The sequence below is a fragment of the Allobosea sp. genome (assembly GCF_035999205.1).
Classification (GTDB): domain Bacteria; phylum Pseudomonadota; class Alphaproteobacteria; order Rhizobiales; family Beijerinckiaceae; genus Allobosea.
Map to the genome: position 1 here is coordinate 368,403 of NZ_DASYHA010000018.1, position 18,048 is coordinate 386,450.

An 18,048-nucleotide genomic window follows, 5' to 3' on the forward strand; every position below is an offset into this window, starting at 1 on the left:
CAGCGGGAGCCGGCGCCGCCTCAGTCGAACCAGCACGACGCCGTGCCGATCATCTCGAACTCGACGGTCAGATGCTGGCCGGGCAAGACCTGGAGGATGGGAGCGCAGGAGCCGATCGTCACGACGTCCCCGGCATTGAGCTGCCGGTTGTGCCGGGCGAGTTTCTGCGCAAGCCAGACCAGCGCTTCCAGGGGATGACCCAGGATGGTTCCCGCCTTGGCCGTCACCACGGTCTTGCCGTCGATGCGCGCGGTCATCACGGCCCTATCCAGGCTGTCCTTGTCGGCCGGCTCGACCAATGGGCCGCAGACGGTCGCGACATGCAGGGCGAAGTCGGCGATTGCGGCCAGTTCGCTCTCAGTGCCGGGCCGGACCCTGCGCCCCAGCAGCCCGATCGCCGGCTGGCAGGCCAAGATGGCGTCTGCCGCCGAATGGCGGTCGATGCTCTCGCCGCGCTCCGGATAGGCCCTGCCGAGGGTGAAGGCCAGCTCGCACTGGGCGCCGATCATCCCTTGCGGAAGATGGATGCGCCAGCCGTCACCGAACAGGGCGCGGTCCGCAAGTGGGGCAAAGATCGGGGAGCTCAGGCCAAGGCCACGTCGCGATAGCTCGCTCGTGCCGACAAGAACGTAGCCGGCAAAATCATCCGCATAGGCGTCCAGGGCTGCCGTCTGGACGGCTGCAGCCTCCGCCTTCGAATGAAGCCCGTCCAGCCGCAGGTCGGCGACTAAGCCGGCGATGCGATTGCGCGCCAGACCGGCGGCCAGGTCGTCCAGGGAGTTCGCTTGCATGTCATGCCCTCCAAAACGGGCGCAATCAGCGATCCAGTAATCCGAAAGTCAAATAAAAATACATTTATGCCGATTGCTGTGATCGATCACCCATATTCACATGAAGATTCTATTCCATGAGCAGTTTGCCCCAATCGAAAAGATATCCTCAAGTCGTTACGTTGGCTGGGTGAAGGAGTGCCCACAATGGTCCATCGCCTCGGGATGTATTACCTCGCTCAGCAGCTTCAAGACGCGCAGGACGCCAAGGCGGCGCATCGGTGCGGCCAGAAGTCCCTGAACCGACACAGGCTGGCTGACCATGAGGAGCTTGGACTGCTCGCATGGACCGGCGCCGCCCTTGTCGTCGCCATGGCAGCGCTCGGGCTGCTCCTGGGGCTGACCAACTGACGGCCTCTCCCTCCCGTATCGGTCTTCAAAAGGAAAGATCAGGACCAATGGGTCAAGCAGCGCAGAAATCTCCCTATCCCGCCAGCGAAAGCCGTTTCGTCGTCGGGCGAGACACGCAGGGTCGCTGGGTCGTTTGCGATCAGAGGGGGCTGGTCGGTGGGTTGTTCTCCAGCAGGGATTCGGCAGTCCATTTCGCCGAGTTCGAAAGTGATCACGCGCCGGGTGCCGTGTGCTGTGCGCCCGACGACGCCATCCTGACCCTGGCGGGACTGTCCGAAAGCCACAGGGCCACGCCGCGGAAGTTTGCTCGCGCATAAGACCGGCCGCCGTGCCAGCCGGGTGACGACAAAGGGATGCTTCTCAAGGCCTCCATCGCCGGTGTCTCGGCGGTGGGGGCCTTTCGCTTGCTGGGCCACGACTCGCCTGGCTGCGAGGCCGATGCGGGTCCGGGACCGCCACATGCCACGCTTTTCCTATAGCTTTTTTATTTCTTTCTCATGCGGCCGCTCTCGAACCCCTATGCGGTTCGGCGCCATATCACGGTCAAATCCCGGTCTGGCGCGCGGATGGCCCTGCGCCGGTCCGGGTGACTGTCGCGCAACGCTGGCGAGCCATCAACATCTGTAATGGCCGCCCGCCCGAAAGCAAGGATCCTGGGTCATGGATATCATTCTACTTGGAGTGGGTGTTTTGTTCTTCGTGATTTCGTTCGCCTACGTCGGTTTTTGCGCCAACGTTTGACTGTGCGGGAGCGTTACATGCTGTTCGAATACATCCTTGGCGGTTTGGTGACGGTGTTTCTCCTCACCTACCTCACCTATGCACTCGTTCGTCCCGAGCGGTTCTGATCGCGCAGGCGCAATGCCCGGAAAGCCATAGCCATGACACTCAATGGATGGATCCAGATCCTCGTCTTCTGCGGGATCGTCCTTTTGCTCGTGAAGCCGCTCGGCGGCTACATGACGCGCGTCTTCAATGGCGAGCGCAGCCTGCTCTCGCCGGTTCTCGGCCCGGTCGAGCGCGGTCTTTACGCCCTTGCCGGCACGAGCGAACGCGAGGATCAGCACTGGACGACCTATGCGGCCGGCATGCTCGCCTTCAACCTCGCCGGCTTCCTCGTGCTGTACGGCGTGCTGCGCCTCCAGGAGGTGCTGCCGTTGAACCCGCAGGGCATGGCGGCGGTTGGTCCCGAGCTGGCCTTCAACACAGCCGCGAGCTTCGTCACGAACACGAACTGGCAGAACTACGGCGGTGAGACCACGCTGTCCTACCTGACCCAGATGGTCGGGCTCACCGTGCAGAACTTCGTCTCGGCCGCCACCGGCATCGCGGTTGCGGTGGCGCTGATCCGTGGTTTCGCCAGGGCCTCGGCCAAGGCGATCGGCAACTTCTGGGTCGATATGACCCGTGCGACGCTTTACCTGCTGTTGCCGCTCTCGATCATCCTGACCCTGGTCTATGTCGCGCTTGGCGTGCCACAGACGCTCGGTGCCTATGTCGAGGCCACCACGCTCGAGGGCGCCCGGCAGACGATCGCCGTCGGCCCGGTCGCGTCGCAGCTTGCGATCAAGATGCTCGGTACCAATGGCGGTGGCTTCTTCAACGTCAATTCCGCCCACCCCTTCGAGAACCCCGATGCGATCTCGAACCTGATCCAGATGGTTTCGATCTTCGCCATCGGCGCGGCGATGACCAACATGTTCGGCCGCATGGTCGGCAACCAGCGCCAGGGCTGGGCGATCCTCGCCACCATGGGCGTGCTGTTCATCGCCGGTGTCGTCGTCTGCTACTGGGCGGAAGCGGCCGGCAATCCGCTGGTCCAGGCGCTCGGTCTCGAGGGCGGCAACATGGAAGGCAAGGAGGTCCGCTTCGGCATCTCGATGTCGGCCCTGTTCGCGGTCATCACGACGGCGGCCTCCTGCGGCGCGGTCAACGCCATGCATGGCAGCTTCACCGCGCTTGGCGGCCTCATTCCGCTGATCAACATGGAACTCGGCGAGATCATCGTCGGCGGCGTCGGCGCGGGCTTCTACGGCATCCTGCTGTTCGTCGTGCTCGCCGTCTTCGTTGCCGGGCTGATGGTCGGGCGCACGCCGGAATATCTCGGCAAGAAGATCGAGGCCAAGGAGGTCAAGATGGCGGTTCTGGCCATCCTCTGCCTGCCCGCGGCGATGCTGATCTTCACTGCCATCTCCGTCGTCATGCCGAGCGCGGTCGCCTCGGTCGGCAATTCCGGTCCGCACGGGTTCTCGGAGATCCTCTACGCCTACACTTCGGCGGCGGCGAACAACGGCTCGGCCTTTGGCGGCCTCACGGGCAACACGCCCTGGTACAACATCACCCTGGGTCTCGCGATGCTGATCGGGCGCTTCCTGATCATCGTCCCCGCCCTGGCGATTGCCGGTTCGCTCGCGACGAAGAAATCCGTCGCGGCTTCGGCCGGCACCTTCCCGACCGACGGACCGCTCTTCATCGGCCTTCTGGCGGGAGTCATCATGATCGTCGGCGGCCTGACCTTCTTCCCCGCGCTCGCCGTGGGACCGATCGTCGAGCACCTGTCGATGCTGCTCGGCCAGGCCTTCTGAGGCACGCCATGACCGGTTGGTTTGATCAGTTGCGTCACCACCTCGTCCCCCGCGCCGCGTTCCTGGCGCGGGGATCGGGGCGGCCACCGCGAGCCTCCAGCATCATCTGCGGCATGACGGCGGTGATGCTCCTCCTCGCGATCCTCGCCAAGGCGCTCATCCATCTGCTCACGGCGATCTGATCGTCCGCGGCGCCTTCACAAATTCTATGCTGGAGTCTCTCATGGGCCAGTCCAAATCCGCGAGCATCCTGGATACTCGCATCCTCGTTCCCGCCCTCGGCGATGCCTTCCGGAAACTCGATCCGCGCAGCCTCGCCAGAAATCCGGTGATGTTCGTCGTCGCCGTCGTCTCGGCTCTCACCACAATCCTCTTCCTGAGGGATCTGGTGACGGGCGGGGCCAGCCTCGGCTTCTCCTTCCAGATCGTCATCTGGCTCTGGTTCACCGTGCTGTTCGCCAATTTCGCGGAAGCCGTCGCCGAGGGGCGCGGCAAGGCCCAGGCGGAATCGCTGCGGCGGACCCGCACCGAAACGCAGGCCAAGCTCCTCTCGGGCGATGACCGCAGCCAGTTCAAGCTGGTTCCGGGCAACAGCCTGAAGGTCGGCGACATCGTCATCGTCGAGGCGGGCGACATCATTCCCTCCGACGGCGAGGTGATCGAGGGCGTCGCCTCGGTCAACGAGGCGGCGATCACGGGCGAATCGGCGCCGGTGATCCGCGAATCCGGCGGTGACCGCTCGGCCGTGACCGGCGGCACGCAGGTCCTGTCCGACTGGATCCGCGTCCGCATCACCGCCGCAGCCGGCTCGACCTTCATCGACAGGATGATCTCGCTGGTCGAGGGCGCCGAGCGCCAGAAGACGCCGAACGAGATCGCGCTCAACATCCTGCTCGCGGGCATGACGCTGATCTTCGTGCTCGCGACGGCGACGATCCCGAGCTTCGCCTCCTATGCCGGCGGCTATATCCCGGTGATCGTGCTCGTCGCGCTCTTCGTCACGCTGATCCCGACCACGATCGGCGCGCTGCTGTCGGCCATCGGCATCGCCGGCATGGATCGCCTCGTGCGCTTCAATGTGCTCGCCATGTCCGGCCGCGCCGTCGAGGCGGCCGGCGACGTCGACACGCTCCTGCTCGACAAGACCGGCACGATCACGCTCGGCAACCGTCAGGCGACCGAGTTCCGCCCGGTCCGGGGCGTGAGCGAGAAGGACCTGGCCGATGCGGCGCAGCTCGCCTCGCTGGCCGACGAAACCCCCGAAGGCCGCTCGATCGTCGTCCTGGCGAAGGAGAAATACGGCATTCGCGCCCGCGACATGGCGAGCCTGCATGCCAACTTCGTTCCGTTCACGGCCCAGAGCCGGATGAGCGGCGTCGATGCCGAGGGCTCGTCCATCCGCAAGGGCGCGGTCGACGCCGTGCTCAAGCATGTCGATCTGGGGACCGTCGCGACCGGCAGCCCGCGCGCCAGCGGCGAGACCGCCCGCGAAGTCCAGGCGATCGCCGACGAAATCGCCAAGGCCGGCGGCACCCCGCTTGCCGTCGTGAAAGATGGCCGCCTGCTCGGCGTCGTTCACCTCAAGGACATCGTCAAGGGCGGCATCAGGGAGCGCTTTGCCGAGCTGCGTCGCATGGGCATTCGCACGGTGATGATCACCGGCGACAACCCGATGACCGCGGCGGCGATCGCGGCCGAGGCCGGAGTCGACGATTTCCTCGCCCAGGCCACGCCAGAGAACAAGCTCTCGCTGATCCGTGAGGAACAGGCCAAGGGCAAGCTCGTCGCCATGTGCGGCGACGGCACCAACGACGCTCCCGCGTTGGCCCAGGCGGATGTCGGCGTCGCCATGAACACTGGCACCGTCGCGGCGCGCGAGGCCGGCAACATGGTCGATCTCGACTCAGACCCGACCAAGCTCATCGAGATCGTCGAGATCGGCAAGCAGCTCTTGATGACGCGCGGCGCGCTGACGACCTTCTCGATCGCCAACGACGTCGCCAAGTACTTCGCCATCATCCCGGCGATGTTCCTCGCCTTCTATCCGCAGCTCGGCGCGCTCAACATCATGGGGCTGCAGACGCCGCAGAGCGCCATCCTGTCGGCCATCATCTTCAACGCGCTCATCATCGTCGCCCTGATTCCGCTGTCGCTGAAGGGCGTCAAATACCGTCCCGTAGGTGCTGGCGCGCTGCTCAGCCGCAATCTGCTCGTCTACGGGCTCGGCGGCATCATCGTCCCCTTCGTCGGCATCAAGGCCATCGACATGGCCATCAGTGCCATGGGCCTCGTGTAAAGGATCCCTCCCATGCTCAAGCAGATCCGCCCCGCGATCATCATGATCGCCGCCTTCACGGTCATCACCGGCCTGGCCTACCCGCTCGGCATGACCGGCATCGCCCAGGCGCTGTTCCCGCACCAGGCCGCCGGCAGCCTGATCGAGAAGGACGGCAAGATCATCGGCTCGGAACTCATCGGTCAGAACTTTGCCGGCGAACGCTACTTCCACGGGCGTCCCTCGGCGACCTCCGCAGCCGACCCCGCTGATGCCTCGAAGACGGTCGATGCGCCCTACAACGCCGCGAACTCCGTCGGTTCCAATCTCGGGCCGACCAGCCAGAAGATGGTCGACCGGATCAAGGGCGAGGTCGTCACGCTCAAGGAGGGCAATCCTGGCGCACCGGTCCCGATGGATCTCGTCACGACCTCGGGCAGCGGTCTCGACCCGCATATCAGCCCGGAGGCGGCGCATTTCCAGGTCGCACGGGTGGCGAAGGCGCGCGGCCTCGACCAGGCCGTCGTCAAGGCCCTGGTCGACAGCAGCATCGAGCCACGTAAGCTTGGCCTGCTGGGCGAGCCCGTGGTCAATGTGCTCGCGCTGAACCTTGCACTGGATCGCGCCAGTATCCGCTGACAATTCGCCGCCGGGTCATCTCGCGATGTCCCGGCGGCTCCGGCCCGGAAGATGAGAGTCGATGCCTGACGACAAGCGCGAGACCAGAAGCCGGCCCTCACCGGATGCGCTGCTCGAAAGCGCGGAGCGCGAAAGCCGTGGCCGCCTGAAGATTTTCCTCGGCGCGGCTCCGGGCGTCGGCAAGACCTATGAAATGCTGCTCTCGGGCCGGGCACGCAAGGCCGAGGGCGTCGATGTGGTCATCGGCGTGGTCGAGACCCATGGCCGCAAAGAGACCGAGGCCCTGGTCGAGGGCTTCGAGATCGTTCCCCGCATCAATGTCGAATACAAGGGCCGCTGGCTCGATGAAATGGACATCGACGCCATTCTGGCGAGGCGGCCGGCGCTCGTCCTCGTCGACGAATTGGCCCATACCAACGTCGTCGGCAGCCGCCACCCCAAGCGCTATCTCGACGTGCAGGAACTGCTCTCCAAGGGCATCGACGTCTACACCACGCTCAACATCCAGCATGTCGAGAGCCTTAACGACGTCGTCGCACAGATAACCCGCATCCGGGTACGGGAGACCGTTCCGGACCTAATCATCGATCGCGCCGACGATATCGAGATCATCGATCTGACGCCGGACGATCTGATCAAGCGCTTGCACGAGGGCAAGGTCTACCTGCCCAAGACCGCGACGCGCGCTGTCGCGAACTACTTCTCGCCTGGCAATCTGACGGCGTTGCGCGAACTGGCGCTGCGCCGCACCGCCCAGCGCGTCGACGATCAGCTTCTCAGCCATATGCAGGCGCATGCCATCCCGGGCCCATGGGCGGCGGGTGAGCGCGTGCTGGTCTGCATCGATGAACAGCCGCGCGGAGCGTCGATGATCCGCTACGCCAAGCGGCAGGCGGATCGCCTGCGCGCGCCCTGGGCCGCGCTCCACATCGAGACGCCTCGCTCGGCAGGCATGGCGGAACCCGACAAGGACCGGATCGCAGCGAGCCTGCGGCTGGCCGAGCAGCTCGGCGGCGAGGCGGTGACGCTGCCGGGTCAGGATGTCGCCAGCGAGATCATCCGCCATGCGGCCGCCAACAACTTCACCCACATCGTCATCGGCAAGCCCGCCAAGCCACGCTGGCGCGAACTCTTCGAGGGCTCCGTCTCGCGTGAGCTCATCCGCCATGCCGGCGACATCAGCGTCCATGTCATCTCGGGCCAGGAGCGCGATGCGGGCGCCTCGCGCCCGCTGACCGCCCCCGCGCCGGGGCATTTCGAGATCTGGCCCTATCTGTGGAGCACGGTGCATGTCGCTGGCGCGGTCGCCTTCGGCATGCTGCTCGACCGCGTGCTGGACGTGCGCAACATCGCGCTCGTCTTCCTGATGGGGGTTCTGGCCTCGGCGGTCCAGTCGGGCCTTTGGCCGGCACTTTTTGCCTCGGTTCTCAGTGCCTTCGCATTCAACTTCTTCTTCCTGACGCCGCTCTACACGCTGACGATCAGCGACCCCGAGAGCGTGATCGCGCTCGGCTTCTTCCTCGGCGTGGCCGTCATCGCCAGCAACCTGACGGCGCGTGTCCAGCGCCAGGCGGCTGCTGCGCGCCAGCGCGCCCGGACCACCGAAGACCTCTATCTCTTCTCCAGGAAGCTCGCCGGCACGGGCACACTCGACGACGTGCTCTGGGCGACAGCCTATCAGATCGCGTCCATGCTCAAGGTGCGGGTCGTGATCCTATTGCCGGACGAGGGCTCGCTCGCGGTTCGTGCGGGCTATCCCCCCGACGATACGCTGGTCGATGCCGACATCGCGGCGGCGCGCTGGGCCTGGGAGCACAATCGGCCTGCCGGACGTGGCGCCGACACCTTGCCCGGCGCCAAGCGGCTCTACCTGCCCTTGCGCACCGGGCGCATGGCCGTCGGCGTGCTCGGCCTCGACAATGATCGTCAGGGCCCGCTGCTGACGCCGGAGCAGCAGCGCCTGCTCGATGCACTGGCCGACCAGGCCGCGGTCGCCATCGAACGGATCCAGCTCGTTGCCGATGTCGACCGGGCGAAGCTCGCCGCCGAGGCCGACCGCCTCCGTTCGGCGCTGCTGACATCGATTTCGCACGACCTGAAGACGCCGCTCGCGGCGATCATGGGAGCGGCCGGAGCCCTGCGCGACTACCCGGACGCCATACCTGCTGCTGATCGCGCCGACCTGCTCGCGACCGTCAACGACGAGTCGGAGCGGCTGCAGCGCTTTATCGCCAATCTCCTCGACATGACCCGGATCGAGTCCGGAGCAACCCAGCCGAACTACTCCCTGCAATATGTCGGCGATGTCGTCGGCACGACCTTGCGTCGCGCCGCCAAGATCGTGACCGGGCACAGGATCGAGACGGACCTGCCCGCTGATCTGCCGATGTTGCGGCTCGACCACGTGCTGTTCGAGCAGGTCCTCTTTAACCTGATCGACAACGCCGCCAAGTACGCACCACCCGGTTCGACGATCAGGATTCAGGCATGGCTGGATCGCGATCGGGTGTTGCTGCAGGTTCTGGACGAGGGTCCGGGTATTCCGCAGGCGGATCTCGAGCGCGTCTTCGACAGCTTCTACCGGGTCAGCAAGACCGATCATGTCCGGGCGGGGACCGGGCTCGGTCTCGCGATCTGTCGCGGCTTTGTCGAGGCCATGGGCGGCACGATTTCGGCGGCCAACCGAGCGGGTCGTTCAGGCGCGGTCTTTACCATCACGATGCCCGTTCCGCCCGAGGCCCATAACCTGGAAGACATGGCATGACGAGTTCAACAGTGAAGATACTGGTCGTCGATGACGAGCCGCCGATCCGGCGTCTGCTCCGCGTCGGCCTCGGGGCGGAAGGCTATGCGATCAGCGAAGCCGGCAATGCACGGGACGCGATCGCGCACGTCAAGCTCGATCGGCCAGACCTGATCCTGCTCGACCTCGGCCTGCCGGACATGCCCGGGCACGATCTGCTGCGGCAGTGGCGCGAGGATCGTGTCGACCTGCCGATCCTGATCCTGTCCAGCCGGACCGACGAGGCCGGCATCGTCAAGGCGCTCGAGCTCGGTGCCGATGACTACGTGACCAAGCCCTTCGGCATGAAGGAGCTTGTCGCGCGGATCCGGGTCGCGCTGCGTCATAAGCTGCAGCAGCAGGGCGAGAAGCCGATCTTCCAGACGGGTGAGCTGTCGGTCGATCTGGTCAAGCGCATCGTCAAGCTGGGCGACAAGGAGATCAAGCTGTCGCCGAAGGAATACGACATCCTGCGTATCCTCGTGCAGCATGCCGGCAAGGTCCTGACCCACCAATATCTGCTGAACCAGGTCTGGGGCGGATCGAACGATGTCCAGTATCTGCGCGTCTATGTGCGCCAGCTTCGTCAGAAGCTCGAACGGACCCCGGACCAGCCACAATACATCACCACCGAGACCGGGGTCGGATACCGCCTCCGCGAGGTCGAGTGAGTGATATCGCCCAAAGGCTCTTGAGTTGAACATGTCTATGCAAGCGTCGGATTTTATCCGCCCGGAGAATGCCGTCCTCGACCTTTCTGCACCGACCAAGGCGAAAGTCATCGAGGCCATCGCGAAGAAGGCCGCAGCCGTGCTCGGCATTCCCGACGGCGTCATCCTCGAGGCGCTGCTGCGCCGAGAAAATCTGGGTTCGACGGGCGTCGGCGAGGGCGTTGCGATCCCACATGCCCCAATCCCGGGTCTGGTCAGGCCGATGGGCTGGCTGGCGAGGTTGCGCAAGACGGTCGATTTCGAATCGATCGACGGGCTGCCCGTCGATGTCGTCCTGGTGCTGTTGACGCCGGCCGATCAGCAGAAAGATCACCTGAATGCCCTGGCTTGCGTTGCGCGGCGCCTGCGCTGCCAGGAGGTCCTGCAAGGAATCAGAGCCGCCAAGTCGACGGAACAGCTCTACGCCGCATTGACCCGCGAGGCCTGAGGCCCCGGGTCAATCGGTGTGTGATTGGCGGCCGGTGCTTGCGCAGTTCAGGGCCCAGACGAGGCTATTCCGTCCTGAGAGAGCCCAGGCGGCAGATCTCGATCGGGCGCGCCAGCCCCTTCAGTTCGACCGACCCGATGGAAAGCACCTCGGCAATGCCGGAAACGGCCGTCGCGAGCTTCTTCGTGAGCAGGATCTCGCCGCTTTTGGCATCGGCGCAGAGGCGGGCCGCGACATTGGCCACCGTCCCGATCGCGGTGTAGTCGGTGTGTCCCTCGAAGCCGATCTGCCCCAGTGTCGCAAAGCCCTGGGAGATGCCGATCCCGACGCCGAGCTTGTAGCCGCGCTCGGTCCAGGACGCCGTCAGTGCATCGATCTCGCAGCGGATCGCGTCGGCCAGCCGGACCGCCTGCGCCGGAGCGTCGGGCGATGGCACGGGATCGTTGAAGAACACCATGATGCCGTCGCCGGCGAAATGGTCGAGCGTTCCCTCGTGCAATCGCACCAAGGGTCCGAGCACGCCGTGATACTCGCGCAGGACGGCCATGACCTCTTCCGGTTCCGCCGTCTCCGCAAAGGCGGTGAAGCCGCGCAGGTCGCAGAACAGCACGACCACCTCCCGCCGATGGCTATCGAGCAGGCCGCCATCGCCGTCCGACAGCACCAGCTCCGCGATCTGCGGCGCCAGGAAGCGCCTGAGCCGACCGACGCGTTCCAGCTCGGCGAGTTGCTCCGCGACCCGTTCCTCCAGCTTTCCCGCCCAGGCCGCCAGCTCGGAGGCCTGTTTCGCCAGGCGATCGGCCTGTTCCTGAACTTGATTGTGCAGTGCCTTGATCCTGAGCATGGCCTGCACGCGTGCCACGAGGGTCGCGTTGTCGATCGGCTTCGTCAGATAATCGTCGGCGCCGCTGTCCAGCCCGACGACGATGTCCTTCGGGTCGCTCCGGGCGGTAAGCAGGAGGATTGGGATGAAGGGCAGCGTCGGGTCGGCCTTGAGTTGCCGCACCACCTCCATGCCGTCGAGCTTCGGCATCATCACGTCGAGCAGCACGAGATCGGGCAGGGCGGAGCGTGTTGTCTCGAGGGCCTCCTCGCCGTTGCTCGCGACGATCACGTCATAGCCGAGGCGTTCGAGGCGAGCTCGAACGATGTCGACATTGTCCGCCATGTCGTCGACGACGAGGATTTTCGGCGGCTGACGCACCTTGCCCCCTCAGATTGGGATCAGGGAAGAAACTCGCGCACTTTGGCCAGCAATTGGCGGGGGCTGAAGGGCTTGGCGACATAGCCGTCGCAGCCGGCCGCATGGGCCTTCGCCTCGTCTCCGCTGAGCGCGTAGGAGGTCACCGCGATGATCGGGATATGGGCGAGCGCGGCGTCGGCCTTGATGCGCCGGGTCGCCTCATAGCCGTCGATGACCGGCAGCTGGATGTCCATCAGGATGAGGTCCGGGCGCTCCGTCGCGGCCAGCCTCACGCCGGCCGCCCCATCGACCGCCTCGACGAGGTCGTAGCCGGCGGCGGAAAGCAGGTCGCGCATGATCTGCCGGTTGTCGGCGGTGTCCTCGACGATCATGATCCGCTTGCTCATGGCGCGCCCTCCTGCGCAACCGCGCAAATCGGAATGTCGATGCTGAAGGTCGATCCCTGGCCCGGGGCCGAGGTGACGGAGATCTGGCCGCCATGCATCGTCACGATGCGCTGGGCGATGGCGAGGCCGAGGCCGCTGCCGCCCTTCTCGCGCGTGCTCGAATTGTCCAGTTGCTGGAACTCCTCGAAGATCTTCTCCTGATCGGCGGCGCTGATGCCCGGCCCGGTGTCGCGCACCGTGATCTGGAACCGGCCGTCCGGTGCGGATGCCGCGATCGCGACTTCACCTGCATCCGTGAACTTGACCGCGTTGCCGACGAGGTTGAGCAGCACCTGCGACAGGCGCCGGGCGTCGCCGCGGCCGACCGGCAGGTTGTCCGCGATGGTGGCACTCAGGGCCAGGCCCTTGGTCCGGGCAAGCGAATCCGTCGCCGCCAGGACCGATTGCACCAGGGACGGCAGGGTGTAGTCGTCGATTATCAGCTTCAGCTCGCCGGCTTCTATCTTCGACAGGTCGAGAACGTCGTTGATCAGGCTGAGGAGGTGCTGTCCGTTCTGCTGCACCCGTTCGAGCACCGAGCGCGGCTTCTCCGGCAGCTCGCCATAGATGCCGTCGGCCAGCAGCTCGGCGTAGCCGAGAATCGCGTTCAGCGGCGTGCGCAGCTCGTGGCTCATATTGGCGAGGAACTGCGACTTGTGCTGGCTCGCCAGCCTGAGCTGCTCGCCGCGCTCGGCGAGTTCCTGGAACAACCGGGCATTCTGCAGCGCCAGAACCGACTGGTTGGCGAAGGTCTGCATCAGCCGAACCACTGAATCCGGAAATTCGCCCGTCACCCGGCGCTGCAGCACGAGCGCACCGAGCGTTCGTTCCGGCGCCGCCAGCGGCACGATCAGCACCGAGCGGAAGCCAGCTGCAAGCGAGATGTCGCGGACCGGATAGCTCGCGCGCCGCGCCAGATCAGGCACCGTGACCGGCTGCAGCGACTGGGCGGCCTCGCCCATGGCCGTCCCCCCCGCGTCGATCCGGATGGACCGCAGCGCATTCACCAGTTCCTCGCTCATGTTGCAGGTTTCGGCGAGACGAAAGGTCTGGCTGGGCTTGCGGTAGCGATAGATGGCGCCGGCGTCGGCTCCAGACAGATCGACGGCGCGCGCGACGATCGTCGCCAGCACCTCCTTGACGTCCAGCGTCGAGGTCACGGCGCGGCCGACATCGCTCAGCGCCTGGAGCTCCTCCACCGACCGTGCAAGCTCGCGCGTGCGCGCCTCGACCTCGCCGAACAGGCGCGCATTCTCGATCGCGATGACGGCCTGGTCGGCGAAGGTCTTGACCAGTTCGATCTGCCGCTCGGTGAATGGCTGCACGACGAGCCTGACGAGCGAGAGGGCACCGATCGGCTTGCCGTCCCGAAGCAGCGGCACCCCCAGCATGGTGCGCATCTGTCCGATCGCGAGCGCCTCGTGCCAGGTGTAGTCCGGATCGGTCGTCGCATCCGGGATATGGACCGTCTTCCCTTCGAGGGCGACGCGTCCGACCAGCGTGCCCCGGCCGGGGGAGACCTCCTGTGTCTTCATCCACGCGACGAACTCCTCGCCGAAGCCGTGGCTGGCCGCGATCCGATAGACGTCGCCGCCGCGCTGGAAGAGAAACGCGTGCTCCGCCTCGCAGAGCCGGCAGGCCGACTCGATCAGCACCTCGAGCACCGATTGCAGGTCGAGCGCAGAGCGGCTGATGACCTGCAGCACGTCGGCGGTGGCGGTCTGGTACTTCAGCGCCTCCGTCAGTTCCCGGGTCCGGGCCTGGACCTCGTCGAACAGCCGGACATTCTCGATGGCGATGACCGCCTGGTCCGCAAAGGTCTCGATCAGCTCGATCTGCTTGTGGGAGAACGGCAGGACGACGTGCCGGCTGACGACGATGACGCCCGCGACCACGCCGTCCAGCAGCAGTGGAACGCCGAGCATCGAGCGCCGGTCGTCATCCGCGACGCCCGCGAACATCTTGAACTCGGGGTCCGCCCGAACATCCTGGATCTGGACGGTGCGGCGCTCGAGCACGACGCGGCCGGTGATCGACCGGCGATCGGGCGGGATCGGGTGTTCCGACAGCAGTCGCTGCAGCTCGTCGTTCCCGGCTCCGTTGGTCGCCGCGAGCCGGTACTGCCCGTCCTGCAGTGCCACGATCCAGGCCTTGTCGGCCTGGCACAGCCGCCTCGCCGTCTGCGCGATGCTGTCGAATATGGGCTGCAGGTCGTTCCGGGACCCGCTGATCACCTTCAGAACCTCCGCGGTTGCCGTCTGCTGCTGCAGTGACTCCGTCAATTCGCGCGTCCGCGCCTGCACCTCGTCGAAAAGACGGACATTCTCGATGGCGATGACGGCCTGGTTCGCGAAGGTCTCGACGAGCGCGATCTGCTTGGCGGTGAATTGCCGGACCTCGCGGCGAAGCAGCGCCAGGGCACCGATCGGCGCGCCGTCCCGCAGCAGCGGTACGCCGAGAGCCGAGCGCCAGCCGCCGAGCTTCTGGCCCGCCAGCAGCGTGTACTCGGGGTCTGCGAGCACGTCGAGGATCTGCACCGGCCGGCCTTCGACGATCGCCCGCCCGGTCACCGTCCCGCGGCCCTCGGTGTAAGGGTTCTGCTCGAGATAGGCCCGGAACGCGTCATTCATGCCGAATGTCGCGTCCATGTAATGCTTGCCGCCGCGCAGCCGGGTCAGCACCACCTGGTCGGCCGCGCACAGGCGGGCGGCGGACTCGGCCAGCGTGTCGAGAACCGCCTGCAGATCGAAGGTTGAGCGGCTGATCGCCTTCAGCACGTCGGCCGTCACGTTCTGCTGCTCGAGCGATTCCGCCAGCTCGCGCGTCCGCTGCCCGATCGCCCGGTCGAGATCGGAACGCGCCTCGCGCAGCCGCCCGGCCATGCCGTTGAACGCGCCGACCAGCGCGGCGATCTCGCCATTCGCCCCGGTGTCGATGCGCTGGTCGATCTCGCCGGCGCCGATGCGCGCGACGCCTGCCCGCAAGGCCTGAAGCGGCATCGCCACCTTGCGCGCGAGATGCAGCCCGGCGAGGGCCGCCAGGGCGAGCGCCGCCAGCGTCAGCAGTCCCCAGCGCCAGAGCGAGCGATGGAGCGCCGCAGCGACCGCCTCTGCCGGCAATCCGGCGACAGCCAGCCGCTCCTGATGGCCGAACCAGATCTCGAAGGCTCCGCCGATCAGGAACAAGGCGCCGACGACGGCAACGAACATCAGGGCATATTGCCAGCGCAGGCTGGCACCGCGCGGCGCACAGGTCTCCGGCTCAGGGACGTGGGTGCCGGGGGCGAGGCTCGCGCTCATGGCCTGCCCTGGCCGTAGGGACAAAGCTCGGGGATGGCGCCGGTTCGGGCGCGCCGAGGACCGGACCATGACATCATCGCGCTTCGTCGAGCGAGCAAGCGACGACCCTGCTGGGTGGACGGTGCCATGGCTGCCCCTCCCTGCCGGGGCATTCTGTGTCAAAATCGCAATTCTGCCAATCGGGCGCGTCGCGGCTTCGTCCTGCGTGGGCCCGATGCGAGGTCGCCGCGAGCGGTGGTGTCATCTGCGAGGGCGCTGCGCCACCAGTTCGAAATGCGACCGGTCCTTGCCCTTGTAGCGGCCGAAATGTCCGCCCCAACGGAGTCGAACCCCCGTTTCGGAAGCGGCTTGTCTCATGGCTGCGGCGATCTGGCCCTGAAGCGTCGGGTCGAAGACGACGCGACCCTCCTGGTCGAGCGGCCACAGATCCACGGCGCGTCCGGAGCGATGCGCTGAACTTTTTATCCTCGACCACCCCCACGCCACGGCCTGACGTTGCTGATCGCGGTCACGACGCCCGGAGCCGATGACGAAGCGCAGCTTTGGGAGGTGCGCCTGCGCTCTTCGGACGATCATGGCGAGGGTCGGGTCGAGCGCACGCAGGTTGGCGTCGTGCTGCCCTGCCGGATCGGGGTTCCACGCCCGGAACATCGGAATCTGGTCGCGGCCGAATTCATCGCGGATCGGGATTCTGGCGTAGATCTCGCCTGGGCTCGCGATGCCCGTTTGGCCGTGCGCGGCGCATGCGAGCGCGAGGCTCGTCAGCACGATGCTGATCGACGGCAGGCAGGCGGCACGTGCGCGAGACGACATGGCAGCTCAAGGATTGCCCCTGAAAGCTTCGAAAGCATGGCAGGGAGATGGTCCAGACGTCGCGCAAGCCACCCCTGCACCGCACCGAGGGAATGCGCGCAGCGCGCCTTCGGCCGTTCAACGCTCCCTGACGACCTCGAAGCCGTTCTGCCCACGCCGCAACAGATCCGTGCGTGATCGCGGGCCCGCCAAAGCGTAGCACCACGGCGGTGTCGCCACGATGCTCAGGACATCCAGCTCCGGCCGCTCGAACATCACAATGGCGCGGCAGCCAATGCCGACCTCGTATCGGCAGCGGAAGCCGAGGGCGGCCCTCTCGCAACCGTGGAGAACCACCTCGTTCAGCGACAGCCGGACGCTGGGAGGGATGACCACCCGGTCCGTTCCTCCCAGGGTTCCCTTCAGGTAGTCGTCGAGCCGGTCCATGTGTTCGCGCTCGACGGGAGTCGTCTCGGCTGTGCGCGTGCAGCGAAAGAACGCTTCGGGCATTTTCAACTCCCGGTTGTCGTGGCAGCGGAAGCGCGAGGAGAGCTGCGCCTTGAGCGCGGCGATGACGTCGCTTTCGCGCGGCGGCCGGCTGGCTTCCGATGCCGCGATCTCGCTCCGGGCGGCGGCCAGCTGATCAGCGGGGGCGAGCTCGTAGCGCGCCGCCACCTCCACGACATCGCTGCAGCCGAACTCGAAGAGATCGTTGATCTTGCGCTCCGCGCGCCGGGCCTTGATGACGGCGTAGAGCGGCATCGGCTGACCCGCGCGGCACTGCGACAGCGCCTCGAGCCAGGCTTCGCGGAAGGCCGGCGTGCCCTGGGCGTGTCCCGTGCAATTGGCCAGCTCCTTCGCCCGGTCCGCACCGTTGCGTGCGCAGGTCGCGTCCACCCCCAGTCCCCGGGCCTGTAAAATCCGGTCGACATTGGGGCAGTCGAGCGCCGGGTAGCGACGCCACATCCCGACCTGCAATGGGAAATTGTGCGCGATCATCCGCCTGAGCGCGCCCGCAAAGGCCTCGCAGGTTGGGTGCTGCTGCGCGAGGCTGGTCACGGTCGCCTTCCAGCGGCCGAGGGCGGCCAGCCCGGAATAGCATTCGGGCGCCTTGACCGGATCGATCGCCTGATAGGCGGTCTCGCAGGCGTTGATCAGTTCGCGGTTCGCAAAGCGCCCCGGCTGCTTCGCAGAACCGCCTATGCGCGGAGCGTAGCGCAGCATATTGGCGCAATCGCTGCGCGCGCCGGCTGTCGCAAGGGCTTCGCAGTCCTGCGACGCGGGCTTGTCGTGCCCATCATGCTCGCGCATGGCGCCCCTCGGCGCGGGGCCAGGTGTCGCCGGAGGCTGTGGCTGAACCGCATCGACGGGCCTCGCAAAGGCGAGCTCGATCGTGCCGCAGCGCCGGTTGTCGAACGCTCCTGAAAGGCGTTGCCCATCGGGCGAGCGATGCAGCGTGAAGGCCAGCGCGGGATATCCCCTGGCCTGCACCAGCCAGCGCCCCGGCAAGACGCGGACCTCACCACTCGGCAAGGCCCGGGCCGTCACGACGAAGCGACCGGTCGGCGGTCCTGCAGGGCCTGGTCCTCGAAACGAGAACTCGCCACCAATGCGCCGGCCGACCTCATTCGCGAAGAGGACCGTGGCGCTCTGGGGCACGCCGTCGCAGCTGAATGTCCCGGTCCATTCGCCGAACAGCCCGCGGCCG

Annotated in this window: 15 protein-coding genes; 9 read left to right on the forward strand and 6 right to left on the reverse strand. The window is 66.3% G+C overall.

All coding sequences use genetic code 11. The features are described 5' to 3' along the window. Positions 1-20 precede the first annotated feature (20 nt). The gene (locus VGN82_RS07815) at positions 21-791 is read right to left on the reverse strand and encodes a 2-keto-4-pentenoate hydratase (protein ID WP_327526426.1); all 771 of its coding nucleotides are present in this window, start codon (positions 789-791) and stop codon (positions 21-23) included. A gap of 186 nt (positions 792-977) precedes the next feature. On the opposite strand from VGN82_RS07815, the gene VGN82_RS07820 reads away from it, so the two are divergent. The 9 genes from VGN82_RS07820 (at position 978) to VGN82_RS07860 (ending at position 10,620) form a co-directional block, all read left to right on the forward strand. After that, positions 978-1,181 (forward strand): hypothetical protein, encoded by a 204-nt coding sequence (locus tag VGN82_RS07820; protein WP_327526427.1) that lies wholly within the window; start codon positions 978-980, stop codon positions 1,179-1,181. 758 nt (positions 1,182-1,939) lie between these two features. After that, positions 1,940-2,029, forward strand: a complete 90-nt coding sequence (gene kdpF, locus VGN82_RS07825) for a K(+)-transporting ATPase subunit F (protein ID WP_327526428.1) — start codon at positions 1,940-1,942, stop codon at positions 2,027-2,029. Positions 2,030-2,062: 33 nt separating this feature from the next. Beyond that, on the forward strand, positions 2,063-3,766 hold the full coding sequence (gene kdpA / locus VGN82_RS07830) for a potassium-transporting ATPase subunit KdpA (RefSeq protein ID WP_327526429.1): 1,704 nt from the start codon (positions 2,063-2,065) through the stop codon (positions 3,764-3,766). A gap of 8 nt (positions 3,767-3,774) precedes the next feature. Then, positions 3,775-3,948 (forward strand): hypothetical protein, encoded by a 174-nt coding sequence (locus VGN82_RS07835; protein ID WP_327526430.1) that lies wholly within the window; start codon positions 3,775-3,777, stop codon positions 3,946-3,948. Positions 3,949-3,989: 41 nt separating this feature from the next. Next, the gene (gene kdpB / locus VGN82_RS07840; protein ID WP_327526431.1) at positions 3,990-6,062 is read left to right on the forward strand and encodes a potassium-transporting ATPase subunit KdpB; all 2,073 of its coding nucleotides are present in this window, start codon (positions 3,990-3,992) and stop codon (positions 6,060-6,062) included. 12 nt (positions 6,063-6,074) lie between these two features. After that, a complete protein-coding gene (locus VGN82_RS07845) occupies positions 6,075-6,680 on the forward strand; it encodes a K(+)-transporting ATPase subunit C (RefSeq protein ID WP_327526432.1) in 606 nt (201 codons plus the stop codon). Between the two features lie 61 nt (positions 6,681-6,741). Continuing rightward, positions 6,742-9,444 (forward strand): sensor histidine kinase KdpD, encoded by a 2,703-nt coding sequence (locus tag VGN82_RS07850; RefSeq protein WP_327526433.1) that lies wholly within the window; start codon positions 6,742-6,744, stop codon positions 9,442-9,444. Continuing rightward, entirely contained in the window at positions 9,441-10,133 is a 693-nt protein-coding gene (locus VGN82_RS07855; RefSeq protein WP_327526434.1) for a response regulator transcription factor, read from the forward strand. The genes VGN82_RS07850 and VGN82_RS07855 overlap by 4 nt, the downstream gene beginning before the upstream one ends. Before the next feature lie 31 nt (positions 10,134-10,164). Then, the gene (locus VGN82_RS07860; RefSeq protein ID WP_327526435.1) at positions 10,165-10,620 is read left to right on the forward strand and encodes a PTS sugar transporter subunit IIA; all 456 of its coding nucleotides are present in this window, start codon (positions 10,165-10,167) and stop codon (positions 10,618-10,620) included. A 64-nt stretch (positions 10,621-10,684) separates the two neighbouring features. Here the strand turns inward: VGN82_RS07860 and VGN82_RS07865 are convergent, their stop codons facing one another. The 5 genes from VGN82_RS07865 to VGN82_RS07885 all read right to left on the reverse strand — a co-directional run bounded on the left by VGN82_RS07865 (position 10,685) and on the right by VGN82_RS07885 (position 17,651). After that, on the reverse strand, positions 10,685-11,824 hold the full coding sequence (locus VGN82_RS07865; protein WP_327526436.1) for an adenylate/guanylate cyclase domain-containing protein: 1,140 nt from the start codon (positions 11,822-11,824) through the stop codon (positions 10,685-10,687). A 20-nt stretch (positions 11,825-11,844) separates the two neighbouring features. Then, entirely contained in the window at positions 11,845-12,210 is a 366-nt protein-coding gene (locus tag VGN82_RS07870; protein ID WP_327526437.1) for a response regulator, read from the reverse strand. Then, the gene (locus VGN82_RS07875; protein ID WP_327526438.1) at positions 12,207-15,548 is read right to left on the reverse strand and encodes a GAF domain-containing protein; all 3,342 of its coding nucleotides are present in this window, start codon (positions 15,546-15,548) and stop codon (positions 12,207-12,209) included. Before VGN82_RS07875 ends, VGN82_RS07870 begins: the two co-directional genes overlap by 4 nt. 240 nt (positions 15,549-15,788) lie before the next feature. After that, positions 15,789-16,361 (reverse strand): M15 family metallopeptidase, encoded by a 573-nt coding sequence (locus VGN82_RS07880; protein ID WP_327526439.1) that lies wholly within the window; start codon positions 16,359-16,361, stop codon positions 15,789-15,791. Positions 16,362-16,478: 117 nt separating this feature from the next. Continuing rightward, positions 16,479-17,651, reverse strand: coding sequence for a hypothetical protein (locus VGN82_RS07885; RefSeq protein WP_327526440.1), 1,173 nt, complete (start codon positions 17,649-17,651; stop codon positions 16,479-16,481). Positions 17,652-18,048 lie beyond the last annotated feature (397 nt).